Genomic DNA, 22825 nt, shown 5'->3' with positions numbered 1-22825 from the left:
AAAACCCGCCACCCGTTGCACACGGGTAGCGGACTGACCTGCGGCACACCTGAGCGCACCGCTGGATGTGTTGACCCAAAAGCGCCGGTTCAGCTCTTGCTGGCACCGCGAGCGGAAGTGGCCTTGGCGGTCTCGGCCTTCTGCGGCTCGCCACTGGCGGCCTTGGCGGCGACCTTCTCGGCCAGCTTGGCCTGCTCGGCGAACAGCGTCTCCAGCTCGGCCTTGAACTCCAAGCTCATCTCGGAGAGCGCCTTGGCGTCTTCGAGCATCTGCTGGGAGAGCTGGTTCATCACCTCGGCCTGGCGGGCGCTGAACGCCTGCATGGAATCGGTATCGCTCACCTCGCTGGCATCGCGCAACCGCTCGGTGCCGAGCTGGCTGTAGCGCTTCATGGACTCCATCTGGTATTGGCTCAACTTCTCCATGTTGTCCAGCATCAGGGAGTTGAGCTTGCGCATCGGCTCGAAGAACTGGCGAGTCTGCTCGTTGAAGTTTTCGATCATCTTGTCTTGCATGCGGTGTCCTCCCGAAACGGTAACGGTTGACGGGCGATTCGCCCGACATGTTGCATTGCACAAAGCGTAGTCTGCCATGCCCCATGTTGCAAGCCGATGAAAGGCTAACGAGATCACTCGCTCTTGGGCTTCGCCCTGGAGCGGGCGCTGGCGGTGCTCTTGTTCGCCGCGGCGCCGTTGCCTGTCGCCTTGCTAGATGTCCCAGCGGAGTCAGCGCTGCGGCTCTTCGACACCCTGGCCTCGTCAGACCCGCCCTGGGAAGCGCTCTGCCCGGCCTGCCTGAGCATGTCGAGCATCATCTGCTGATAGGTGCCGAAGCTGGACAGCCCCTGGGATAGCCCCTGAGAAATGCCTTGTGTCAGCCCCTGCCCCATCCCCGACTGCTGCAGGAAGGGCTGCATCAGGCTCATGGGGTCATAGCCCTCCACGCCGGACTCCATCTGCTCCTTGATCTGGCCAAGCAGATGCTGCTGGAAGACAGCCACATCGGGCAGGCCCAGCGACTGGCGAAACTCGTCGGGGGTCAGGTCGAACTCGACATTGATCTTCATGGCATTGCCCTTGCGTTGGTGATGCAAGGCAGTGTAGCAGCCCGTTCACTGCCTGGCGGAGGCCCCCTCAACGCAATACCGGGGTCGTTACGCGCACCTCGGCGTTCTGGGCGCGATGGCGCAGCAGGTGATCCATCAGTGTAAGCGCCATCATCGCCTCGGCGATGGGCGTGGCGCGAATGCCCACGCAGGGGTCATGGCGCCCCTTCGTGACCACCTCCACTGCTTCGCCGTGGACATCGATGCTGCGACCCGGGGTGGTGATGCTGGAAGTGGGCTTGAGCGCCAGGTGGGCGATGATGGCCTGGCCGCTGGAGATCCCGCCGAGCACCCCGCCGGCATGGTTGGAGAGGAAGCCCTCCGGGGTCATCTCGTCGCGGTGCTCGCTGCCGCGGCTTGCCACGGAAGCGAAGCCGTCGCCGATCTCCACGCCCTTCACCGCATTGATGCTCATCAGGCCGTGGGCCAGCTCGGCATCCAGGCGATCGAACACCGGCTCGCCGAGCCCCGGCGGCACGCCTTCGGCCACCACGGTGATCTTCGCGCCGACGGAGTCCTGGTCGCGACGCAGCTGGTCCATGTAGGCCTCGAGCTCCGCCACCCGCACCGGGTCGGGACAGAAGAAGGGGTTCTCGTCCACCGCCTCCCACGCCTTGAAGGCGATCTCGATGGGCCCCAGCTGGCTCATATAGCCGCGCACTGTGATGCCCCGAGTGGCCAGGTACTGCTTGGCAATGGCTCCCGCTGCCACCCGCATGGCGGTCTCACGAGCGCTGGAGCGACCGCCGCCACGGTAGTCGCGGATGCCGTATTTGTGGTGGTAGCTGTAGTCGGCGTGGGCCGGACGGAACTGATCCTTGATCCTGGAGTAGTCCCCGGAGCGCTGGTCGGTGTTCTCGATCAGAAGGCCGATCGAGGTGCCCGTGGTGATTCCCTCGAAGACCCCGGAGAGGATCTTCACCTGGTCAGGCTCGCGGCGCTGGGTGGTGTGTCGCGAGGTGCCCGGGCGACGACGGTCGAGGTCGCGCTGCAGGTCCTCCTCGCTGAGGGGTAGCCCCGGCGGGCAGCCGTCGACGATGGCGCCCAGCGCGGGGCCGTGGCTCTCGCCGAAGGTGGTGACGGTGAACAGCTTGCCAAAGGTGTTGCCGGACATGGGCGCTTCTCCTTGAGGGGGCGTGGATCAGGCGAAGGACGCCGCATGGGCGTCGAGTTCAGCGGCGGTGAGGGCGAACACCCCCTGGCCGCCTCGCTCGAATTCGAGCCACAGGAAAGGCACCTCGGGGAAGGCGGACTCCAGGTGGCGGTCAGAGTTGCCGACCTCGACGATCAGCACGCCGCGCTCGGTGAGATGCTCCCGGGCCTCGCCCAGGATGCGCCGCACGACCTCCAGGCCGTCGCTGCCGGCGCCCAACGCCAGCGCCGGCTCGTGGAGGAACTCGGCGGGCATGGTAGCCAGGTCGCGGGCATCCACATAAGGCGGGTTTGAGACGATCAGGTCATAGCGCCCGGGCAGCCGGGCGAAGAGGTCGGACTCGACCGCACGCACCCGCTCGCCCACGTCGTGGCGGGTGATGTTCTGGCGGGCCACCGCCAGGGCCTCCTGGCTGAGATCGCCGAGGTCCACCTCGCAGGTGGGCAGGTGCAGGGCGGTGGCGATGCCAATGCAGCCGGAGCCGGCGCAAAGGTCGAGCACCCGGACCGGCGACTCTTCGGGAAACCAGGCGGCGAAGCCGTGCTCGATCAGCTCGGCGATGGGCGAGCGCGGGATCAGCACCCGTTCGTCCACGTCGAAGGGGTAGCCGGCAAAGAAGGCCTCGCCCAGCAGGTAGGGCAACGGGCGGCGCGTCGTAATGCGCTCGCGCACCAGGGCCACGATGCGCCCGCGCTCGACGGGCAGCAGGCGGGCGTCGAGCACCGCCGGATCGACGTTCCAGGGCAGGTGCAGGGCGCCCAGGGTCAGCGCCACCGCCTCATCCCAGGCGGATTCGGTGCCGTGGCCGTAGAAGAGCCCGGCCAGGTGAAACTCGCTGGCCGCCCAGCGCAGGCAGTCGCGCAGAGTGATCAGGCCATCGCGCAGCTCGGCATCGGGAAGCGATAGGGTCGAGGAGGTGTCGTTGCGGGCGGCCACGGGGCATCCTGTGTTGTCGGGCGAATCAGGCAAGCTGACCGATTGTAACCGCCGGGACGGTTCACAGCCACGCCACGCTGGTTATACTGGTTGCCCCCTGACCTTCCCGACTGGCCCCACACCGCCATGAGCCGAGACCGCCACCGCCCGGACGACGACGAGATCAGCGCCTTCCGCCAGGCGCTGAGGGAGGCCGGCGTGCGTCGCCTGCGCACCAACCGNACTGGCCCCACACCGCCATGAGCCGAGACCGCCACCGCCCGGACGACGACGAGATCAGCGCCTTCCGCCAGGCGCTGAGGGAGGCCGGCGTGCGTCGCCTGCGCACCAACCGCGCCGACCCCGGGCGTGAGCGACGCGAGGATGCGGCCATCGCCGAGCGTCGCGCCGCCGCCCAGGCGGCGAACGAGACCGGCGGCACCGGCCGCACCTCCGACGGGCGGGTCGAGGCGGTTCGCCCCTCGGAGTATCTGGAGTTTGCCCTGCCCGATCTGCCCTGGCGCACCCGCCAGCGGCTCAAGCGCGGCCAGCTGGCCTGGGAGGCGGGGCTTGACCTGCATGGCTACACCCTGGAGGAGGCCCGCACCGAGCTCGAGGCCTTCCTGCGCGAGGCGAGCGCCGAACGGCGCCGCTGCGTGCTGGTAGTCCACGGCAAGGCGTGGGGCGCTGCCAGCGACTATCCGGTAATCAAGAGCCATGTGAACGCCTGGCTGCGCGAGTGGCCGGCCGTACTGGCCTTCACATCGGCCATCGAGGCCGACGGCGGCACCGGCGCCCTCTATGTACTGCTGCGACGCCGCGGCGAGGCCTGATCCCTCCTCCTTATTCGCCCGGCTCGGGCACGCTCGGGGAGAGTGTCGGCGAATGCCCGGGGCCCACCACCACGTCTCGCCCGCCCCAGCCGGGGTGGCTGCGCCCCTCGAAGCGATCCAGCGCCTCCACCGTCAGATGGCGACCCAGGGTGATCAGCGCCTCCGCGCGATGGAACTCGTAGGCACCACACACCGTCTTGGGCACCTCGATCAGCACATCGGGCGGATAACCCGCCACCTTGTACTTGGCGAGTGCCGCCTGGGTGATGTCGAAGGAGGCCAGCACCATGTCCAACCTTCCCCACTCGCGGCGGCGGATGCCCGCCTCGCTCTGGTCGCCCTCCTCATCATCCACACGGCCGTTGCCCGCCCCCAGGCCAGTGAACCAGCGACCCGCGGCGCTCCTGACCTCCTCGACCCAGCCGCCGAAATCGATGCCGCCGGCGTCGCGCGCGCGCTCCCGGGCACGCTCCTCCTCGGCTTGATCCGGCGGCAGCAGCTCGTCAAGGGTCACCGGCTGCGGGCTGTGGGCGGTGACGTTGACCGCCAGCACCAGATCGGCGTGGGCGGAGACGATGGGCATGATCGGCAGCGGGTTGAGCAGGCCGCCGTCCACCAGCACCTGGTCCCCACGGTGCACCGGGGTGATCACGCCGGGCACGGCGATGGAGGCGCGAATCGCCTCCAGCAGCGGGCCACTCTGGAACCACACCTCGCGCTGGCGGGTCAGGTCGGTGGCCACCGTGGTGACGGGGATCGCCAGGTCCTCGATGCGGGTATCGCCGATCAGACTCTCCAGTTTGCCCATCACCTTGCTGGCCCGCATGGCGCCCATGGGACTCCAGGTCACGTCCACCAGCTTGAGCACGTCGAAGTAGTCAAGGCGACACACCCAGTCGCGGTAGCCCTTGAGCTGCCCGGCCGCATAGACGCCGCCGATCAGGGCGCCCATGGAGCAGCCGGCGATCGCCACGATCTCGTAGCCCCGCGCCTCGAGCTCATCAATGACCCCGATATGGGCGTAGCCACGCGCGCCGCCGCTCCCCAGCACCAGGGCGACCCGTTTGCCCTGCTGTCTTGCTCCGTTCATGGCCCTCACTCCTCTGACGAGTGGCCGATGGCTTCGCTCCATGCTGCGATCGTGGCGGCCACCTCGGCCACGGCGTCCGCCTCGAGGTGCAAGTGGTGACCGCCTGGTAGCACCCGCCGCACAAGCCCCGACAGGGTCGAACGAGCCGCAGCGGCACGCTCGCTCTCGCCCAGGATGCCCGCCTCCCCTTCCACCAGCAGCGCGGGGCAGCGGATCGCCCCCAGGCAGGCCAGCACCTGCTCCGGGCAGAAGCGCACCGGCGACGGCCGGACCAGACGGCTGTCGGTGCGCAGGCCTACCCGCCCGCCCTCCAGCGCCTTGAGGTTTCTCTCGACCAGGGGAGCGGCGGTGTCGGCATCGATGGGCGTGGCACCACCGGCGACCCGCGCAGCCACGGCGGTCTCCCTGTCAGGATAGTGCGGTGCCGGGGAGGCCGCGCGTCGATGGGCCAGCAAGCCCCGTCGTAGCTGGCCAGGGGCGCGCTTGGCCTCGGTGGTCACCGCCCCCAGGCCATCGATCAGCACCAGCCGCGAGAGCCGCTCGGGCAGGGCCGCGGCGACCAGGCCGGCGACCCCGGCCCCCATGGAGTGGGCCAGCAGGGCCAGCCGCGGAAGGCCCAGTTCATCGGCGACGTCCAGCACGTCGTGACAGTAGTCCCACAGGGCGTAGTCCCCCGGCGAATGAGCCGAGTGGCCATGGCCGGCGAAGTCCAGGGCCACCACCCGGATCCCCATGCGTTCCACCAGCCGCGGTGCCAGCCGCGAGAAGCTGGCGGCGTTATCGAGCCAGCCGTGCAGGGCCAGCCAGGTCGGCGCACCCGCCTCGCCCCACGCCAGGGCCGCCAGGCGGTCATCGGCCAGGCGCAGTTCGCAGGGTCCGATCATGGGCGCGTCTCCAGCAGGGCATCGAGGGTCTCCAGCAGGGTCTCGCGGGCCTCGTCCGGGTACTCCATGGGGAACATGTGGGTTCCCGGCACCAGGCTCACCGGCACGCCGTGGCGCGCCAGGCGCCGGCGGCGGCGCGGCGTCAGCAGATCGGAGCCCTCGCCGGCGAGCAGCGCGTAGGGCACTCTCAGCCGCCTCGGCAGGTCGCCCAGGTGGTCCGGCAGGTGACAGAAGATATCCACCTCCACCTGGGGGTCGTAGATCAGTACCGCCTGGCCATCGTCGAGCAGTCGGGTGCCCCCCTGCACGTAGTCGTCGAGGGCCTCCGGGGTGAAGCGCCGGAACAGCTGGCGCCGCCGGAGCGCGTCGCGCATGGCCTCGCGGTCGGGCCACAGGGTCCGCCGGCCACGGCTCTGCCCGGCCGGGGTCACCCGTTCCACGAAGCCGAAGCGCTTGGCGACCTTCATGGCCCAGGCATCGAGCCCCAGCATCAGCGGCGGGTCGAGCATCACCACGCAGCGAAAGCGCTCGGGCGCGGCCTCGGCGGCCATGGCCATCAACACGCCGCCCATGGAGTGACCTACGCCGATCACCGGCTCATCGGCGCCCTCCAGGGCATGGAGCAGTTCATCACGCAGCGCCAGCCAGTTGTGGCCAACCGGGAAATCGGGATGGTGGCCCAGGCGATCGAGGAGCTGGACATCGAAGCGTTCGGCCAGCGGTCCGAGGAAACTGCGATAGCTCGAGCCGGGAAAGCCGTTGGCATGGGCGAAGAGCAGGCGGGGACGGTCGGGTGTTTGGGTCATGGCGGCATCCGTGATCGAGCGGGCGGGGCCCTTCTGGCCGTAGCAGGCTAACGGGATTACCATGATTCGCCAAGTCACCTCCCGACCCGACCCTTCTCTGGAGCCCCTGTGAACCCCACCCCCAAGCCCCCTCGCGACACCCGACCCCGCAATCGCATCTTCTTCGCCGCGGTGATCGCCGCGATCATCCTCGGCCTGTGGCTGGCCCGCTAGGAGGCTGGCCCCATGACCCTTTCCGCGCTCTTCTTCCAGACCCTGGAGGTCACGCTGCCAGTGTTCGCCATGGTGTTCATCGGCCTGGGCCTCAAACGCGTCGGCTGGATCGATGCCGCCTTCGTCTCCACCGCCTCCCAGCTGGTGTTCCGCGGCACCATGCCGGCGCTGATCTTCCTGAGCATCATCAGGGCCGATCTGGACGCGACCCTCAACCCGACACTGCTGGGGTTCTTCGCCCTGGCCACCCTGGGCAGCTTCCTGTTTTGCTGGGGGTGGGCCCGACTTCGGGTCCCCTACGAGGAGCGTGGGGTCTACATTCAGGGGGCCTTTCGCGGCAACTGCGGCATCGTGGGCCTGGCGCTGGCGGCGGGCATGTACGGCGACTACGGCCTTTCCGCCGGGGGGCTGTTGCTCGGGGTGGTGATCCTAACCTACAACGCCTTCTCGGTGGTTGCACTGGCCACCTACCAGGAGGGCCACAGCGCCGACTGGCGCAGCATCCTGTCCCACATCGCGCGCAACCCGCTGATCCTGGCCGTCGTGGCCGCCGTCCCGGTGGCGGCCCTGGAGTTGAACCTGCCCCGCTGGCTGATGACCTCCGGCGAGTACTTCGCCTCCCTCACCCTGCCACTGGCGCTGATCTGCATCGGCGCCACCCTGTCGCTGGACGCCATCCGCGAATCCGGGCGCCTGGCCACCAGCGCCAGCGTGCTGAAGATGGTCGCAGTGCCGGTACTGGCCACCACGGCGGCCTGGCTGGTCGGCTTCGAGGGTCGTGAGCTCGGCGTGCTATTCCTGTTCTTCGCCAGCCCCACGGCGGCAGCTGCCTTCGTCATGGCCAAGGCCATGGGCGGCAACGCCGTCCTGACCGCCAACATCATCGCCCTGACCACCCTGATGGCCAGCCTGACCATCACCGTCGGCGCCTTCGGGCTCAAGGTCGCAGGGCTGATCTAGTCATGCTTAGAGCAAGCGGCGCCGGTGGCCCCCCCCCTCAGGACTGTCGACGGATCAGCCGCGACCGACAGGACTGGGTGAAACAGTCGCAGGAGAGACAAAATGCACCAGCCGGGCGCAGCCCGCCGCCCACACCTCGGCCTCGAGTTCCGCCAGGGCCGCGGTGTGAAAGCCCGGGCCACGTTCGACGCGGCCCTCCACCAGAAGGCCGGTAAGTGCCCCCACCAGCGGCATATGGCTCACCAACAGCAGGGGGCCCCCGCCGGGCTGTGTCAGCAGCCAGTCGGCCACCGCCGTGGGGTTGTCGTCGGGGGTGAGGATCGGCAGCGTCTCCATCGGGACGCCAAGCCTCTCGCCGATGATGGCGGCGGTCTGCTGCGCACGAACATAGGGGCTGGCCAGCAGGCGCAGGCTCGCGAGGTCGTCGCGCCCGGCCAGCCAGGCCGCCATGCGGCGAATCTCGTCATGCCCGCGCCCGGTGAGTTGGCGTTCGGCGTCCGGTCGTCCCGGCCCCGCCTCGCCATGGCGCAGGATCAGCAGGCGCTCAGCCATTTCCGCCCCCGCCCTTGCGGTGGGCGCGCTGCACATCCTCGCGGGCCAGCACGAACTCCACGTCGCTGCTCTGCTCGCCGAGCATCAGCATACGGGCCATCTCCTTGGCCGGCACCCCCTTGAAGAGCACCTGGTAGAGCCCCTCGGCCAGTGGCATGTAGACGCCCTCCTGGCGGGCCATGTCGCGCACCAAACGGACGGTATTGACCCCCTCGGCCACCTGGCCCAGCGCCGCCACCGCCTCATCCAGGGTGCGGCCCTCGCCCAGGGCATAGCCGACCCGGTAGTTGCGCGAGAGGGCCGAGGAGCAGGTCACGATCAGGTCGCCCACCCCGGCTAGCCCCAGGAAGGTCATGGGATTGGCGCCCCGATAGACGGCGAAGCGGCTCATCTCGGCCAGCGCCCGGGTCATCAGCATGCTGCGGGTGTTCTCGCCCATCCCCAGCGCGGCGGCCATGCCGGCCGAGATGGCGTAGATGTTCTTCAGCGCCCCGCCCAGCTCGACGCCGTGCCGGTCGTTGCTGGCGTAGACCCGAAAGTAGTCGCAGCCAAGCGCCGTCTGCACCCGGGTACGGGTCTCGGGGTCGTCGCTGGCGATCACCGTGGCGGTGAGCTGCTTCTGGGCGACCTCCGAGGCCAGGTTGGGTCCGGAGATCACGCCGATATGGGGGAAGCCGGTCTCCTCCTCCAGGATCTGGCTCATCAGCTTGAAGCCCTCCTCCTGGATGCCCTTGGTGGTGCTGACCAGAATCTGGTCCGAGGTCAGCCAGGGGCGTGCCTGGCGAACCACCTCGCGAAAGGCCTTTGAGGGGATCGCCACCAGGACCAGGCCGGCACCGCTCAGCACCTCGGCCATGTCGGTGGAGGCGACCACCGCGGGATTGATCGCATAGTCGGGCAGGTAGCGGCCATTGCGATGCTCCCGATTGATCTGCTCAGCCAGCTCGGGGTCACGCAGCCACTGGCGCACCCGTGAGCCATTGTCGGCGGCGATGCTGGCCAGGGCAGTGCCGAAGCTGCCGCCCCCCAGCACCGCCACCTTCATCTGTTCCTCTGCCATGCTCGGCCCCCGCCTGTGTGGATGAAATCGGGATGGTGGATGGAATCGTGGACAATGGAGTCACGATTGTAGCGAAAAAGGGGCCCGAATCGTCAGCCGATTCGGGCCCCGCGAACCTCCCTGTCGACCGGCCGTCACGGCAGGCCGACACCCTCTGGCCTAGTCGATCAACGACAGCAGCGAATCGATGCTCTCGCGGGCGTCACCGTAGAACATCCGGGTGTTCTCCTTGTAGAACAGCGGGTTCTCGATACCCGAGTAGCCGGTGCCCTGGCCACGCTTGCAGACGAAGACCACCCGCGACTTCCACACCTCCAGCACCGGCATGCCGGCGATGGGGCTGTTGGGGTCCTCCTGGGCCGCCGGGTTAACGATATCGTTGGAGCCGATGACGATCGCCACGTCCGTCTTGGGAAAGTCATCGTTGATCTCGTCCATCTCCATGACGATATCGTAGGGCACCCGCGCCTCAGCCAGCAGCACGTTCATGTGCCCCGGCAGGCGCCCGGCCACCGGGTGTATGGCGAAGCGAACCTCCTTGCCGGCGGCGCGCAGCTTGCGCACCAGTTCGCTGACCGCGTTCTGGGCCTGGGCCACCGCCATGCCGTAGCCCGGCACGATGATCACGCTGTCGGCGTTGTTGAGCGTCGCCGCGACGCCACCGGCATCGATGGACACCTGCTCGCCCTCGATCTCCGCCGCGGGCCCCTGGGTGCCGCCGAAGCCCCCCAGGATCACGCTGACGAAGTTGCGGTTCATCGCCTTGCACATGATGTAGGAGAGGATCGCACCCGAGGAGCCCACCAGGGCGCCGGTCACAATCAAGAGGTCGTTGGAGAGGGTGAAGCCGATGGCCGCCGCCGCCCAGCCCGAATAGCTGTTGAGCATCGACACCACCACCGGCATGTCGGCCCCGCCAATACCCATGATCAGGTGGTAGCCGATGAAGAACGCCAGGGCGGCCAGCAGCAGCAGGGTCCAGAAGCCGGCACCATTGAGGTAGAAGATGGCCAGTAGCAGCGACAGCGCCGCGGCACCCGCGTTGAGCTTGTGGCCACCGGGCAGCTGCCTGGACTTGCCGTCGACCTTGCCGGCCAGCTTTCCGAAGGCGATCACCGAGCCGGTGAAGGTCACCGCACCGATGAAGATGGCGAATATCACTTCTACCTGAAGGAAGGTCAGCTCGTCCGGCGCCTTGGTGGCCACCATGGCAGCGAAGGCCGAGAACTGCTCGGTGGCGCCTCCCAGGGCCTGAACGGCCAGCACCCGGCGGCGCTCAAGGTCGGCGTTCCAGGCCACGAACACCGCAGCCAGACCCACGAAACTGTGCAGCGCCGCCACCAGCTGGGGCATCTCGGTCATGGCGACCCGCTTGGCCACGACCCAGCCGATCGCCGCGCCGATGATGATCAGGGGAATCATCAGCCACTGGGCGCCGATACCGGGGCCGAAGGCGGTGAACAGCACCGCCAACGCCATGCCGACGATGCCGTACCACACCGCCCGCTTGGCCTTCTCCTGATTGCTCAGCCCCCCCAGGGAGAGGATGAAGAGCACACTTGCCGCAATCGCTGCGGCTGATACAAATCCTTGACTCAGCATGTGTTCTCTCCGCCGCTCACGACTTCTGGAACATGGCCAGCATCCGGCGTGTCACCAGGAAGCCGCCCACGATATTGATGGTAGCGATCAGCACCGAGATACCCGCCAACAGCATGACGACCCAGTTCCCCGAACCGATCTGCAGCACGGCACCGAGAATGATGATCCCGGAGATGGCATTGGTCAGCGCCATCAGCGGCGTATGCAGCGAGTGGCTGACGTTCCAGATCACCTGGAAGCCCACGAAGCAGGCCAGGACGAAGACGATGAAGTGCTGCATGAAGGAGGCCGGGGCGATCTGCGCCAGCACCAGCATCAGGGCACCCCCCACGCCGAGCATGATGGCCTGGCGCTTGGTCTGGTCCTTGAAGACAACCCGTTCGGCGGCCTTCTTCTCCTCCGGCGTCGGCGCCTTCTCCTTGGGCTTGGGCTTGGCCGCGGCGATGGCCTTCACCTTGGGCGGTGGCGGCGGGAAGGTGATCTCGCCATGGTGAGTCACCGTGGCGCCACGAATCACATCGTCCTCCATGTCATGCACCACCACGCCATCCTTTTCCGGCGTCAGGTCCGTGAGCATATGGCGGATGTTGGTGGCGTAGAGCAGCGATGCCTGGGTCGCCATGCGTGAGGGGAAATCGGTATAGCCGACGACGACCACACCGTTGTCGCTGACCACTCGCTCGTCGGCGACGGTCAGGTCGCAGTTGCCGCCCTTCTCGGCGGCCAGGTCGATGATCACCGAGCCGGGCTTCATGGCCGCAACCATGTCCTCCAGCCACAGCTTGGGGGCCGGGCGGCCGGGTATCAGCGCCGTGGTGATGACGATATCGATCTCGGGCGCCTGGGCGCGGAAGCACTCGAGCTGCTTCTCGCGGAACTCGGGGCTGGAGGGGGCTGCATAGCCGCCGGTCTCGGCGCCGTCCTGGCTCTCCTCGAAGTCGAGGAACACGAACTCGGCACCCATGGACTCGATCTGCTCGGCCACCTCGGGCCTCACATCAAAGGCACGCACCATGGCGCCCAGGCTCACCGCCGTGCCGGTGGCGGCCAGACCCGCCACCCCGGCCCCGATCACCAGCACCTTGGCCGGGGGGACCTTGCCGGCGGCCGTCACCTGGCCGGTGAAGAAGCGCCCGAAGTTGTTGCCCGCCTCGATTACCGCCCGGTAGCCGGCGATGTTGGCCATGGAAGAGAGCGCGTCCATCTTCTGGGCCCGGGAGATGCGCGGCACCATGTCCATGGCAATCACGCTGGCCCCCTTCGCGCGGCAGCGTTCCAGCAGCGCCTCGCTCTGGGCCGGCCAGAAGAAGCTGATCAGCGTCTGTCCCTCGCCCAGGCGATCGGCCTCCTCCTCCGAGGGTTCGCGGACCTTGACCACCACCTCGGCGTCTCGCCACAGGGCCTCGGCCCCCTCGATGACGGTAACGCCCGCCTCGCGGTAAGCTTCGTCAGTGAAGCCCGCCGCCTCACCGGCTCCGCTCTCCACCAGACACTCGTGGCCCAGTTTCTGTATCTGCTGGGCGCTCTCGGGGGTCAGCGCGACACGCGCTTCCCCCCGGGCACTCTCCTTGGGTGCGCCAATCTTCACGTTTGTTCTCCTGAATGCAGGTTGCCGGACAAAGTTAAACGCCCAAGGCGTCGATCGTCTTCTATCAACCAGAGTCACATAGAGCAGCACACCGGAGCGAGCGGATCAAGTTCAACGTGACAGCCTGTCGCGGCTCGGCACTCGCCACAGCACCCCAAAAAACGACGCCCCCCGCTGACCTGGGTGGCCAACGGGGGGCATTGGGAGCATAGCGGCGCGGCACGGCCTGGGGCCGCCGCAGTTCAGGCCGTCAACAGGGCGTTGAGACGCTTGACGTAGGCGGCCGGGTCATCCAGGTGGCCGCCCTCGGCGATGATCGCCTGGTCCAGCAGCACGTGGGCCAGATCACCGAAGGCCTCGCCCTCGACACCCTCGAGCTTGGCCACCAGGGCGTGGACGGGGTTGAGCTCGAGGATCGGCTTGACCTCCGGCATCGGCTGGCCGGCGGCCTCCATGATGCGGCGCATCTGGAAGCCCATCTCGTGCTCGGGTAGCACCACGCAGGCCGGCGAATCGGTCAGGCGGTGGGTCACCTTGACCTCCTGAACTTGGTCGCCCAGCGCCTCCTTGACCCGCTTGACCAGGTCCTCCTTGGCCTTGGCAGTCTCCTCCTGAGCCTGCTTCTCCTCCTCGCCCTCGATGTCGCCGAGGTCGAGTTCGCCCTTGGCCACGTCGACGAAGGCCTTGCCGTCGTAGTCATTGAGATGGCTCATCAACCATTCGTCGACGCGGTCAGTCAGCAGCAGCACCTCGATGCCCTTCTTGCGGAAGATCTCAAGATGGGGGCTCGACTTGGCCGCGTTGAAGCCGTCGGCGACGATGTAATAGATCTTCTGCTGACCCTCCTGCATGCGTTCCACGTAGTCGGCCAGGGACTGATCCTGGGTGGTGCTGTCGGTGTGGGTGGTGGAGAAGCGCAGCAGGCCGGCGATCTTCTCGCGGTTGGCGAAGTCCTCCGCCGGCCCCTCCTTGAGCACGCTGCCGAAAGTGGTCCAGAAGGTCTGGTAGGCCGCCTTGTCCTTGGCCAGTTTCTTGAGCATGTCCAGCGCCCGCTTGGTCAGCGCGGAGCGGATCTTCTCGACCTTGGGATCCTGCTGCAGCAGCTCGCGGGAGACGTTGAGCGACAGCTCGCGAGTGTCCAGCACCCCCTTGATGAAGCGCAGGTAGAGCGGCAGGAACTGCTCGGCGTCGTCCATGATGAAGACGCGCTGCACATAGAGCTTCACGCCGCGGGCGCCGTCACGCTCATAGAGATCGAAGGGCGCGCGGCCTGGCACGTAGAGCAGGCTCGTGTACTCGAGCTTGCCCTCGACCTTGTTGTGGCTCCAGGTCAGCGGGTCGCTGAAGTCGTGGGCCACATGCTTGTAGAAGGCTTGGTACTCCTCTTCTGAGATCTCGCCCTTGGGGCGTGACCAGAGCGCGGTGGCCTCGTTGACGGTCTCCCAGGAGACGGTCTCGCTACCCTCGATCTCCTTGCCCTCCTCGTCGCGGGCCTTCTCGACCTTCGGCATGCACACCGGCACCTCGATGTGGTCGGAGTACTTGCGCACCAGGCTCTGCAGGCGGAAGTCGTCGGCAAACTCCCTGGCGTCTTCCTTCAGGTGCAGCACGATCTCCGTGCCATGAGGCTCGCGCTCGATGTCGCCCACGCTGAACTCACCCTCGCCCCTGGAGCGCCACTCCACACCCTCGGCCTTTTCGCTTCCCGCCTTGCGGGTGCGCACGCTGATCTCGTCGGCGACGATGAAGCCGGAATAGAAGCCGACGCCGAACTGGCCGATCAGCCGGGCGTCCTTCTGCTGCTCGCCGGAGAGTTGCTTGAGGAAATCGGCGGTGCCGGAACGGGCGATGGTGCCGAGGTTCGAGATCACCTCGTCGCGGGTCATGCCGATGCCGTTGTCGCGCACGGTGACGGTGCCTGCCTCGGCGTCGTGTTCGATCTCTATGCGCAGCTCGCTGTCGCCCTCATAGAGCGCATCGTTGTCCAGCGCCGCGTAGCGCAGCTTGTCGCAGGCATCGGCGGCGTTGGAGATCAACTCGCGCAGAAAGATCTCCCGGTTGGAGTAGAGGGAGTGGATCATCAGGTGCAGCAGCTGCTTGACCTCGGTCTGGAAGCCAAGGGTTTCTTCGTGCGTGGCGGTGGTCATGTGTCCTGAACCTCGTCGACATGTTCTGCGGCGAGCGGTGCCGCGGTGTGAATCACTGTCGCCGATATGGGGCCCCGCGGACGCTTTTCAAGCCTTGGCGCCAGTCAGGCCTCATCTCATCCGGACTCGCCCAGCACGAAGTGCAGCCGCGCCGTGGCTACCGGAACCGATTCGCTCTCCTGCCACGCCGTCACCTGAACATTGGCCAGGCGTCGTCCCTCACGCAGCAGCGAGCAGCGGGCGAAGGTGGGCACCGCCCGTGCGGTGCGCAGGTAGTCGATGGAGAGGTCGACGATCCGCGGCAGCCTCGCTTCCCGGGCGGCCAGCATCAGGTCCAGGGTGGCGGCGGTCTCCATGAAGGCGGCGACCACACCGCCGTGCAACGCCGGCAGCAGCACGTTGCCGATGTTGCCGGCATGGGGCTCGAGCCGGAAGAGCAGTCCCTCGCCGACGGGGTCCGCCTCAGCCGAAACACCGAGGCGCTGGGCATAGGGCACCAGCGACAACCAGGCCGCCACATCCCCTTCCCCACGGGTGCGCTCGAGCCATGCCACATCATCGAAGCCGTCAGGCATCTCGTACCTCCTCGTCACTCTGGTCCGCAAACAGCGCCTCGGCGAAGCCGGGTGGGGTGTTGCGCGGCCCCAGCCGCACGAAATTTCCGATGCACCGGGCCACCGGCTTCCCCTCCTCCTGCCACAGGGTACCCTCGGTAAAGACCACCGAGGCGGTGACCCTGACCACCCGGGCCTCGGCGTAGAGCGCCAGGCCCGCCAACGCCGGACGGAAGTGGTCGACGCGCAGGTCCAGGGTTGGACACACCTCCGGCTCAGGCAGCCCACGCAGCACGGCACTGCCGCATACGGTGTCCAGCAGCATGGTCAGCACGCCACCGTGGACCAGGCCCCGGGCACTGTCACCCAGTAGTTCGTCACACCACGGCAGGCGCATCAGGGTACGTTCGGCGATCACCTCGAGCACCTCGAGGCCCAGCTCGCGGGTATGTGGGATCACGCGCACGAAGCGGGTCAGGGCTCGTCGCCAGGCGTCGGGGGATCGATCGGAACTCGGCGTCACACCTGGGCACCTCCATAACTCGTCAACGTGTATCATCACATGCTTTCCAACAAGCGTTTGAAAGACTCCCAAGGCTAGTCCTGCGCCTGCCGCGGCACAAGGCGTCGCCCGTCAACGCAGTGCCACCTCCCGTTCCCTTCCCCCCTACCCTTGACGCCGGGAATGCGCCACGATGGATGCCATAAAGAGAAGCCATCGAACATCAACACCCGGAGATCCTTGCCATGCGCCAACGCCACCCCGCCCCGAAGCGCGGCGCCCGGCGCCTCAGCACCCTGCTGGCCGCCCTGACGCTGTCGCTGCCCTTCTCGCTGCCGCTGGCCCAGGCCGACGACCGTGCCCTGCGCAATGCTCTGGAGGCCGCCCGCAGTCAGCAGTGGGAGCGCATCGACCAGCGGGCCATAGCCGGCCATCCGCTGGCCGGCTACGTGGAGTACCACCGCCTGCGCGGACGCCTGCCCCAGGCCGAGCCGGGCCAGATCCTCGACTTCATCGAACGTCACAAGGACTCGCCGCTGGGCGAGTGGCTGCGCGGGCAGGCCATCGCCCAGTATGGCCACGCCGGCCGCTATGGCAGCCTGCTTGCCGTGGCCGACGGCGAACCCGCCGGCACCGCCCGTCAGTGCTACTACTACTCCGCCCTGCTGGGCAGCGATCCTCAGGCCGCCGCCGAGGGCGGAGTGGCCCTGTGGAGGGTGGGTCGTTCCCAGCCGGATGCCTGCGACAACCTGTTCGGCGCCCTGCGCAGCCGCGGCGTGATCGGCGAGCAGCAAGTCTGGGAGCGCAAGATGCTGGCCTGGCAGGCCGGTGAGTCGGGGCTTGCCGGCTACCTGGGCCGCCAGCTCGGCAGCCGCTGGGACGAGGCGCGTCGGGTCATGGAGCGCCTCTCGGGCGACTTCGCCGCCGTGACCCGGGTGCCGACCTGCCTGGGGCCTGAGTGCCGTGGCTCCGGACCGCTGTTCGCCGCCGCCATGCACGGCTTCACCCGCGCCAACACCGAGGCGGCCCTGGAGGCGTGGCGCAAGATCGCTCTCCATCTGCCCATCGAACGCGAGCACCATGACGCCATCGAACGCGACCTGATCTTCTACTCCCTGGTCCGCGATATCCGTCAGCATCGCGCCTGGGTCGACCAGGCCCTGGCCGGGCGCAGCGACGCCGACCTGCTTGAGCTGCGCGTGCGCGCCGCCCTCGGCGAGCGCGATTGGCGCGGGGTATTGAGCTGGCTGGATCGCATGACGCCAGAAACCCGCGACGACAGCCGCTGGCACTACTGGGCGGGGCGCGCCCATGAGCAGCTGGGCGACAATGCCCGCGCCCGGGAGGCCTACGCCCTGGCCGCCCAGGGGCGCAGCTTCTTCGGCTTCGCCGCGGCCGACCGTATCAACCAGCCCTACGCCCTCAACCTGGAGCGCAACGGCTTCGACGACAGCTACCGCAAGCAGGTGGCCCGCTGGCCCACCGTGCAGCGCACCGAAGCGCTGCTGCGCATCAATGAGCCGGGCCTGGCCGCCAGCGAATGGTATGCGGCCGTGGAGCGCGTCGGCGAGCATGAGGCACGGGCGCTGGCCGACTACGCCCAGCGCCGCGGCTGGCACGCCAAGCTGGTGCAGACCACCATCACCGGGCGCATGTGGGACGCTCTGGACTGGCGCTTCCCCGAGGCCTACCGCGAGCACTTCCTGCATTGGGGCCGCATGACGGGGGTCGACCCCTACCTGCTGATGGGCATCGCCCGCCGCGAGAGCGCCTACAACCCCACGGCAGTCTCCCCCGCCGGCGCCCGCGGCCTGATGCAGGTGATGCCCGGCACCGCCACCCAGCTGGCGCGCCAACTGGGCATCAGTGACCCCGGGGCCTACGGGGTGCTCGACCCGGCGCTCAATATCCGCCTGGGCAGCACCTACATCCGCGACATGCTCGACCGCTACAGCGGCAATCGCCTGGCCGCGGCGGCGGCCTACAACGCCGGCCCCGGCCGGGTCGACCGTTGGCTGGCCGACGCCCCGGAGGAGTTCGACCTCTTCGTGGAGAGCATCCCCTTCCGCGAGACCCGCCTCTACGTGCAGGCGGTGCTCTCCTATCGGGCGATCTTCGAGAGCCTGGCCAACGGCGGCGACAGCCGCGGCGTCTCCATGCTGAGCCCGACGGAAAAGACGGTGCGATACGACCGTTCGCTGCTGGCCAGAAATTGAAATTTCGGGCCGGTACTAGGCCGGGGCCCGCTCCAGCGCCAGCTTGATGCCAAAGGCGATCAGCACCGCCCCGGTGGCGCCGTTGAGCCCCCGGGCGAAGGCGCGGCTGGCCAGCAGGCGCCCGGCGCCGCCCACCATCACCGCCACGCTGATCTGCCACAGGTTGGCGATCACGAAGTGCACCCCGGCCAGGAACAGCGACTTGGCCAGCGCCGGGTCGCCGGGAGCGATGAACTGGGGCAGGAAGGCCATGTAGAAGACCACGGTCTTGGGGTTGAGCACGTTGGAGAGAAGCCCCTCGCGCAGCGGCCGCCACACCGGCACCAAGCGTCGCTCGTCGGTCACCCCCGCCACCGGCAGTCCCTGGCCGCGCCGCGCCGCCAAGAGGCCCTGCACGCCCAGCCACACCAGGTAGGCGGCCCCGGCCAGCTTGAGCAGCCCGAAGGCCCAGGCCGACTGCAGCAGGATCAGCGAGATCCCCAGTGCCGAGACCGCGGCGTGGATGAAGAGCCCGCAGCAGATCGCCAGGCTGGTCAGCACGCCGTCGCGCACCCCGCCCCGGGCGGTGTTGCGGATCACCAGCAGGGTATCGACTCCGGGGCTGAGGGAGAGCAGGGTGATGGCCACCAGAAAGGGCCAGAACTGGGCATCGATGAACATGGACGAGCGGATTCCTTGCGTCGAGAAGCGGGCTTGCTGCCCGACGGGATTCGATCTACAGTAATTTTGCGGCTGACGGCCGGGCTGATGACACCTCGCCCGTCAGGGTGCCTCGGCACCGTATCGCAGCGCTGGTCAGCAGGAAACAAGTCGTCGGTTGTCGTTCGATTCCTTCGACACGCACGGTGTGCACTGCTTTCCCTGTCCTGCCCACGCACTTCGGGCCTCCGCACCGGCGGACCCGGCACGATCATTAAAGTATGTTAAGGAAATCGACAATGGCAACTGGCACTGTCAAGTGGTTCAACGACACCAAGGGTTACGGCTTCATCTCTCCGGACGACGGCGGTGATGACCTGTTCGCTCACTTCTCCGAGATTCAGGCTGACGGCTTCAAGACCCTGCAGGACGGCCAGAAGGTTACCTTCGAGGTCACCCAGGGCAAGAAGGGCCTTCAGGCTTCCAACATCCGCCCTGCCGACTGATCAGGCGCGCGAAAGGCGGCCCACGGCGTCGCCACTGAAACGAGAAGGCCCACCGTTCGGTGGGCCTTTTTCTCTGGTGGACCGCTCGGCCGCCTCGGGGACTAGTCGCTCTCCATGGGCTCGAACTCGAAATCGTCAGCCTCCATGGGCTCGAACTCGGGGAGCTCCTGCTCCACCGCATCGAACTGCTCCTCCAGGCGTCGCTGGGCTTCCTCGAAGCGGCGCTCCTGCTCCGCGATGATGGCATCGACGTCGGAGCTGGTCGGCCCGCCGGTATCGAGCTGGTCCTCATCCAGGCCAGAGTCAAGGTCCATACCGGTATCGAAGGCGTCGTCACCCTCCATGGGCTCAGGTACGACGGCCTCTTCCTCGGCCGCCTCGAACTGTTCCTCGATGCGCTGCTGCGCCTCCTCGAAGCGTCGCTCGGTCTCCTCGAGCATGGCGTCGATCTCGTCGCGGGTGGTCTCACCAGGCAGTGCCGCACCCTCGTCCAGGGTGCTGGCCGGGGACTCGCCCAGGGTCTCGGCCTCGGGGATCTCCTCCGGGACCTCGTCAAGCACCTCGGCCGCAGGCTCCGTCACCTCGGCCGCGGGCGCTTCCTCCTCGACCAGCCCCGCCTGCTCCTCGGGAGACAGTTCATCCTCTAGAGCGTCCGGTTCGGCGCTTTCATCCTGCGCTGCCTCTTCCTGTGCAGAGGGCTCGGCCGGTGCCGGCTCGTCACCGTTGCCGCAGCCGGCCAGGCCCAGGGCCATCAGGGCCGCCAGCAGTGCGGGCTTCCAGGGTGTCTTTTGCATGTTCCTGCTCCTGCACGTCTGAATTCCGGGGGGTGACACATTGCAACAGAGCCGCCGGCCTCCCGCAAGGCGGAACCCGGTTCACTCCTCTCCCAGGGCACCACGCAGCGGCAGAGGGCAGCCCAGGGTCCAGGCCACCGCCCGCAGCAGCTCGGCCTCCTCCGGGACGATCCGGCCATCCTGCTCCACGCAGCACACCATGGCGGTCAGCAACACTGCCCGTTCGGCCTGCACCAGCCTCGCCAGACGTTCCATGGCCCAGTCCAGCTCAGCCGCCGTGGAGGGCTCGCGCACCAGATCCAGTTCGACGCCGAGCGCCCTCCCCGCCTGATCGAGGGACTCACGCTGTTCATCCATCGAGGCCAGACCGCTGCGCGCCAGGGTGGACAGCAGCAATGAAAGTGGCCCCGTCAGGTCGCGCAGGCGCCGGTCTCGCCGTGCCCGGCGTTCGCCCTCGATGCCCACCAGCACCAGCCGATGCAGCGCCCACTGCAGGGCACCCGGCACGGTCTCGGCGGCCATCAGCCCCGTGAGACAGTGGCGGAAGCGGGCAAACTGGGCCGCCGAAAGCTGGCGCAACTGCGGCAGGGCCAGTTCGATCAGCGGCAGGCGATCCCCCGGCGTCAGGCTCGGCAGGAGCTCGGCCAGGGCATCGAGTTCACGGAGCACCTCGGGTAGCGCCTGGTTGGCCAGCACACGACGCTGGGCATCACGGCTAGCCGGATCCACCCCCATCAGGATGCCGTAGACCACCGCCCGGGCGGCGAAGGGCTCATGGGCGGCGTCGATCAGTCGCGCGTCGATGCTGGCCAGCCGGCGACGAGCCGCGGCCAGGGCCGCGGGGTCGGGTTGACCGACGCTGGCCACCACCGCCCCGGCCAGGGCGGCTCCGGTCAGGGCACCCCCGATGCCCTCTCTCGAACCGCCACTCATCCCTCCGCTCACTCCTCCTGCGAGAATCGAACCTTGCCGGGAGGGAGTCGCCGAGTCCTGTGACGATGCCGCCTTCGGGGTCGGGGCGAAGGGCTCGGGCAGGCTCCCGTCCCAGCGCGGCAGCACGCGGCGGATCCGCGCCTCAAGGGGCGGGTGTGTGGCGGTGAACCGACTCATATGGCGAACGCCGCTGCCGAAATAGAGGTGGCTAAACTCCGCGGCCTGGGATGCCATCAGCCGCGAGCCCAAGCGATAGGCGGCCAGGGTCTGCAGGGCCCCGCCGATGCCCTCGGGGTTGCGGGTGTACTGGACGGCGCTGGCGTCGGCCAGGAACTCCCGCTGGCGGCTCACCGCCGCCTTGATCAGGTTGCCGCACAGGGTGCCGGCATAGCCCACCAGCATCAGCGCCGCCCCCCCGGCCATCACCGCCATATGGCCCCCGCCGCCGCGACGCGAGGAGCGTCCGCGTCCCGTCATCGCAGCGCCGCGCAGCAGAAGCTGGCCGATCAGGCCGATCACCAGGATGCCGTGGAGCAACGCCACCAGGCGCAGGTTGAGGCGCATGTCGCCGTGGAGGATATGGCTGAATTCGTGGGCGATGACACCCTGCAACTGGTCGCGATCGAGGTGCTCGATGGCCCCCCGGGTCACGCCGATGGCGGCGTCGTGGGACTCGTGACCGGCGGCGAAGGCGTTGATGGCGGCATCCTCGAGCAGGTAGACCGACGGCACCGGCATGCCCGAAGCGATGGCCATCTCCTCCACCAGGTTGAGCAGCTTGCGCTCGTCGGCGTCGCGGGTCTCGGGGTTGAGCGGACGGCCACCCAGCGCCTCCGCCACCGCCGAGCCGCCGGCGCGCAGCTGCAGGTGGCGCATCACCGCACCGCCCACCACCACGGCCACCACCGCAAGCGTCACCCAGGCGAACAGCTCGGGCGCCAGCGCTCGCGCCAGCGGATCCGGACCACCCAGTTGACCGTCCATCAGCACCACGGCCAGCGCCACCAGCACGCTGGCCGCCACGACCAGGCCGACCACGGCGAGCAGCAGCAGCACGACGAGGCGCCCAGTCTGACGCCGAGCGCGATCCTGGGCGGTGAAGAAATCCATAGGCGGACTCCGCTCAGAAGCTGACGCGTGGCGCAGCCTGGATCTCGGCACTGTCCTCGAACTCCAGCAGCGCGGCGTCCTGCTTGTGGCCGAACGAGGGGGCCAGGACTACCGGAGGGAAACTCTGCTTGTAGGTGTTGTATTGCATCACCGCGTCGTTGAAGGCCTGCCGGGCGAAGGCGACGCGGCTCTCGGTGCTGGTCAGGGTCTCTGAGAGCTGCTGCATGTTTTCCGAGGCCTTGAGATCCGGATAGGCCTCCATTACCACGTTGAGCCTGCCCAAAGCCGACCCCAGCGCGCCCTCGGCGCCGGCCAACTGGGCCATGGCGCCCGGCTCGCCGGGATGGGCCGCCGCATTCTGCAGCCCGGCCAGGGCGCCGTTGCGCGCTTCGGTCACCGCCTGCAGGGTCTCACGCTCGTGGCTCATGTAGGCGCGGGCGGTCTCCACCAGGTTGGGAATCAGGTCGTAGCGGCGCTTAAGCTGCACCTCGATCTGGGCGAAGGCATTCTGGTAGCGATTCTTCAGCGCCACCAGGCGGTTGAAGATGGAGACCGCGTAGACCACCAGCAGGCCGAGCACCACCAGCGGCAGGATTATCGAGAGTGACATGGTCGACTCCTTGTCGAGATTGGAGGGCAAGTCCCGGCGACTTGACCCGTATC

At 68.0% G+C, this 22825-nt stretch carries 22 protein-coding genes; 4 read left to right on the top strand and 18 right to left on the bottom strand.

The window, feature by feature from the left end; genetic code table 11:
• Positions 1–89: 89 nt before the first annotated feature.
• The 4 genes from ACR80S_RS03100 to prmB all read right to left on the bottom strand — a co-directional run bounded on the left by ACR80S_RS03100 (position 90) and on the right by prmB (position 3194).
• The gene (locus ACR80S_RS03100; RefSeq protein WP_435400841.1) at positions 90–515 is read right to left on the bottom strand and encodes a phasin family protein; all 426 of its coding nucleotides are present in this window, start codon (positions 513–515) and stop codon (positions 90–92) included.
• Positions 516–628: 113 nt separating this feature from the next.
• A complete protein-coding gene (locus ACR80S_RS03095) occupies positions 629–1066 on the bottom strand; it encodes a hypothetical protein (RefSeq protein WP_435400840.1) in 438 nt (145 codons plus the stop codon).
• 67 nt (positions 1067–1133) lie between these two features.
• A complete protein-coding gene (aroC, locus tag ACR80S_RS03090; protein WP_435402544.1) occupies positions 1134–2219 on the bottom strand; it encodes a chorismate synthase in 1086 nt (361 codons plus the stop codon).
• Positions 2220–2246: 27 nt separating this feature from the next.
• A complete protein-coding gene (gene prmB / locus ACR80S_RS03085; RefSeq protein ID WP_435400838.1) occupies positions 2247–3194 on the bottom strand; it encodes a 50S ribosomal protein L3 N(5)-glutamine methyltransferase in 948 nt (315 codons plus the stop codon).
• A gap of 239 nt (positions 3195–3433) precedes the next feature.
• Here prmB and ACR80S_RS03080 point away from each other — a divergent pair, with 239 nt between their 5' ends.
• Positions 3434–4006, top strand: a complete 573-nt coding sequence (locus ACR80S_RS03080) for a Smr/MutS family protein (RefSeq protein ID WP_435400837.1) — start codon at positions 3434–3436, stop codon at positions 4004–4006.
• A gap of 10 nt (positions 4007–4016) precedes the next feature.
• On the opposite strand, the gene ACR80S_RS03075 is transcribed toward ACR80S_RS03080, so the two are convergent.
• From ACR80S_RS03075 to ACR80S_RS03065, 3 genes are read right to left on the bottom strand one after another with little or no spacing between them, the layout of a single operon-like run.
• A complete protein-coding gene (locus tag ACR80S_RS03075) occupies positions 4017–5096 on the bottom strand; it encodes a patatin-like phospholipase family protein (RefSeq protein WP_435402543.1) in 1080 nt (359 codons plus the stop codon).
• A gap of 5 nt (positions 5097–5101) precedes the next feature.
• Positions 5102–5980: an alpha/beta fold hydrolase gene (locus ACR80S_RS03070; RefSeq protein WP_435400835.1), complete on the bottom strand. Its 879-nt coding sequence runs from the start codon at positions 5978–5980 to the stop codon at positions 5102–5104.
• Positions 5977–6786, bottom strand: coding sequence for an alpha/beta fold hydrolase (locus ACR80S_RS03065; RefSeq protein ID WP_435402542.1), 810 nt, complete (start codon positions 6784–6786; stop codon positions 5977–5979). Before ACR80S_RS03065 ends, ACR80S_RS03070 begins: the two co-directional genes overlap by 4 nt.
• A 225-nt stretch (positions 6787–7011) precedes the next feature.
• On the opposite strand from ACR80S_RS03065, the gene ACR80S_RS03060 reads away from it, so the two are divergent.
• Positions 7012–7959 (top strand): AEC family transporter, encoded by a 948-nt coding sequence (locus tag ACR80S_RS03060; RefSeq protein ID WP_435402541.1) that lies wholly within the window; start codon positions 7012–7014, stop codon positions 7957–7959.
• A 54-nt stretch (positions 7960–8013) separates the two neighbouring features.
• On the opposite strand, the gene sixA is transcribed toward ACR80S_RS03060, so the two are convergent.
• The 7 genes from sixA to ACR80S_RS03025 form a co-directional block, all read right to left on the bottom strand.
• Complete coding sequence (gene sixA, locus ACR80S_RS03055) at positions 8014–8511, bottom strand: phosphohistidine phosphatase SixA (RefSeq protein ID WP_435400832.1); 498 nt, start codon at positions 8509–8511, stop codon at positions 8014–8016.
• Complete coding sequence (locus tag ACR80S_RS03050) at positions 8504–9571, bottom strand: NAD(P)H-dependent glycerol-3-phosphate dehydrogenase (RefSeq protein WP_435400831.1); 1068 nt, start codon at positions 9569–9571, stop codon at positions 8504–8506. The genes sixA and ACR80S_RS03050 overlap by 8 nt, the downstream gene beginning before the upstream one ends.
• A gap of 159 nt (positions 9572–9730) precedes the next feature.
• Positions 9731–11173, bottom strand: coding sequence for an NAD(P)(+) transhydrogenase (Re/Si-specific) subunit beta (locus ACR80S_RS03045; protein ID WP_435400830.1), 1443 nt, complete (start codon positions 11171–11173; stop codon positions 9731–9733).
• Positions 11174–11189: 16 nt separating this feature from the next.
• Positions 11190–12761 carry a Re/Si-specific NAD(P)(+) transhydrogenase subunit alpha gene (locus tag ACR80S_RS03040; protein WP_435400829.1) on the bottom strand — a complete coding sequence of 524 codons (1572 nt, stop codon included), beginning with the start codon at positions 12759–12761 and terminating at the stop codon, positions 11190–11192.
• A gap of 242 nt (positions 12762–13003) precedes the next feature.
• Positions 13004–14908 (bottom strand): molecular chaperone HtpG, encoded by a 1905-nt coding sequence (gene htpG, locus ACR80S_RS03035; RefSeq protein ID WP_435402540.1) that lies wholly within the window; start codon positions 14906–14908, stop codon positions 13004–13006.
• Between the two features lie 116 nt (positions 14909–15024).
• On the bottom strand, positions 15025–15483 hold the full coding sequence (locus tag ACR80S_RS03030) for a PaaI family thioesterase (RefSeq protein ID WP_435400827.1): 459 nt from the start codon (positions 15481–15483) through the stop codon (positions 15025–15027).
• Positions 15476–15985, bottom strand: coding sequence for a PaaI family thioesterase (locus ACR80S_RS03025; protein WP_435400826.1), 510 nt, complete (start codon positions 15983–15985; stop codon positions 15476–15478). Before ACR80S_RS03025 ends, ACR80S_RS03030 begins: the two co-directional genes overlap by 8 nt.
• A 224-nt stretch (positions 15986–16209) precedes the next feature.
• Between ACR80S_RS03025 and ACR80S_RS03020 the strand changes: the two genes are divergently transcribed.
• Positions 16210–18180: a transglycosylase SLT domain-containing protein gene (locus ACR80S_RS03020; RefSeq protein WP_435402539.1), complete on the top strand. Its 1971-nt coding sequence runs from the start codon at positions 16210–16212 to the stop codon at positions 18178–18180.
• A gap of 15 nt (positions 18181–18195) precedes the next feature.
• On the opposite strand, the gene ACR80S_RS03015 is transcribed toward ACR80S_RS03020, so the two are convergent.
• Positions 18196–18840 (bottom strand): LysE family translocator, encoded by a 645-nt coding sequence (locus ACR80S_RS03015; protein ID WP_435402538.1) that lies wholly within the window; start codon positions 18838–18840, stop codon positions 18196–18198.
• A gap of 278 nt (positions 18841–19118) precedes the next feature.
• Here ACR80S_RS03015 and ACR80S_RS03010 point away from each other — a divergent pair, with 278 nt between their 5' ends.
• Entirely contained in the window at positions 19119–19325 is a 207-nt protein-coding gene (locus tag ACR80S_RS03010) for a cold-shock protein (RefSeq protein WP_290905627.1), read from the top strand.
• Positions 19326–19426: 101 nt separating this feature from the next.
• Here ACR80S_RS03010 and ACR80S_RS03005 read toward each other — a convergent pair whose 3' ends face one another.
• The 3 genes from ACR80S_RS03005 to ACR80S_RS02995 form a co-directional block, all read right to left on the bottom strand.
• On the bottom strand, positions 19427–20119 hold the full coding sequence (locus tag ACR80S_RS03005; RefSeq protein WP_435402537.1) for a hypothetical protein: 693 nt from the start codon (positions 20117–20119) through the stop codon (positions 19427–19429).
• An 81-nt stretch (positions 20120–20200) separates the two neighbouring features.
• Complete coding sequence (locus ACR80S_RS03000; RefSeq protein ID WP_435402536.1) at positions 20201–22162, bottom strand: M48 family metallopeptidase; 1962 nt, start codon at positions 22160–22162, stop codon at positions 20201–20203.
• A gap of 13 nt (positions 22163–22175) precedes the next feature.
• Positions 22176–22772, bottom strand: a complete 597-nt coding sequence (locus ACR80S_RS02995) for a LemA family protein (RefSeq protein ID WP_435402535.1) — start codon at positions 22770–22772, stop codon at positions 22176–22178.
• Positions 22773–22825 lie beyond the last annotated feature (53 nt).

The sequence above is a fragment of the Halomonas salsilacus genome (assembly GCF_051216275.1).
GTDB lineage: Bacteria > Pseudomonadota > Gammaproteobacteria > Pseudomonadales > Halomonadaceae > Halomonas.
Note: the sequence above shows the minus strand (reverse complement) of the source record. Positions and strands in the feature narration are given on the sequence as shown.

Excerpts from the sequence above, each read along its gene's own strand:
- sixA (WP_435400832.1), bottom strand. The coding sequence starts at position 8,511 with ATGGCTGAGCGCCTGCTGATCCTGCGCCATGGCGAGGCGGGGCCGGGA.
- ACR80S_RS03075 (WP_435402543.1), bottom strand. The coding sequence starts at position 5,096 with ATGAACGGAGCAAGACAGCAGGGCAAACGGGTCGCCCTGGTGCTGGGG.
- ACR80S_RS03015 (WP_435402538.1), bottom strand. The coding sequence starts at position 18,840 with ATGTTCATCGATGCCCAGTTCTGGCCCTTTCTGGTGGCCATCACCCTG.
- ACR80S_RS03005 (WP_435402537.1), bottom strand. The coding sequence starts at position 20,119 with ATGCAAAAGACACCCTGGAAGCCCGCACTGCTGGCGGCCCTGATGGCC.
- ACR80S_RS02995 (WP_435402535.1), bottom strand. The coding sequence starts at position 22,772 with ATGTCACTCTCGATAATCCTGCCGCTGGTGGTGCTCGGCCTGCTGGTG.
- ACR80S_RS03030 (WP_435400827.1), bottom strand. The coding sequence starts at position 15,483 with ATGCCTGACGGCTTCGATGATGTGGCATGGCTCGAGCGCACCCGTGGG.
- ACR80S_RS03000 (WP_435402536.1), bottom strand. The coding sequence starts at position 22,162 with ATGGATTTCTTCACCGCCCAGGATCGCGCTCGGCGTCAGACTGGGCGC.
- ACR80S_RS03065 (WP_435402542.1), bottom strand. The coding sequence starts at position 6,786 with ATGACCCAAACACCCGACCGTCCCCGCCTGCTCTTCGCCCATGCCAAC.
- ACR80S_RS03060 (WP_435402541.1), top strand. The coding sequence starts at position 7,012 with ATGACCCTTTCCGCGCTCTTCTTCCAGACCCTGGAGGTCACGCTGCCA.
- ACR80S_RS03050 (WP_435400831.1), bottom strand. The coding sequence starts at position 9,571 with ATGGCAGAGGAACAGATGAAGGTGGCGGTGCTGGGGGGCGGCAGCTTC.
- aroC (WP_435402544.1), bottom strand. The coding sequence starts at position 2,219 with ATGTCCGGCAACACCTTTGGCAAGCTGTTCACCGTCACCACCTTCGGC.
- ACR80S_RS03045 (WP_435400830.1), bottom strand. The coding sequence starts at position 11,173 with ATGCTGAGTCAAGGATTTGTATCAGCCGCAGCGATTGCGGCAAGTGTG.
- htpG (WP_435402540.1), bottom strand. The coding sequence starts at position 14,908 with ATGACCACCGCCACGCACGAAGAAACCCTTGGCTTCCAGACCGAGGTC.
- ACR80S_RS03095 (WP_435400840.1), bottom strand. The coding sequence starts at position 1,066 with ATGAAGATCAATGTCGAGTTCGACCTGACCCCCGACGAGTTTCGCCAG.
- ACR80S_RS03100 (WP_435400841.1), bottom strand. The coding sequence starts at position 515 with ATGCAAGACAAGATGATCGAAAACTTCAACGAGCAGACTCGCCAGTTC.
- ACR80S_RS03010 (WP_290905627.1), top strand. The coding sequence starts at position 19,119 with ATGGCAACTGGCACTGTCAAGTGGTTCAACGACACCAAGGGTTACGGC.
- ACR80S_RS03020 (WP_435402539.1), top strand. The coding sequence starts at position 16,210 with ATGCGCCAACGCCACCCCGCCCCGAAGCGCGGCGCCCGGCGCCTCAGC.
- ACR80S_RS03080 (WP_435400837.1), top strand. The coding sequence starts at position 3,434 with ATGAGCCGAGACCGCCACCGCCCGGACGACGACGAGATCAGCGCCTTC.
- ACR80S_RS03070 (WP_435400835.1), bottom strand. The coding sequence starts at position 5,980 with ATGATCGGACCCTGCGAACTGCGCCTGGCCGATGACCGCCTGGCGGCC.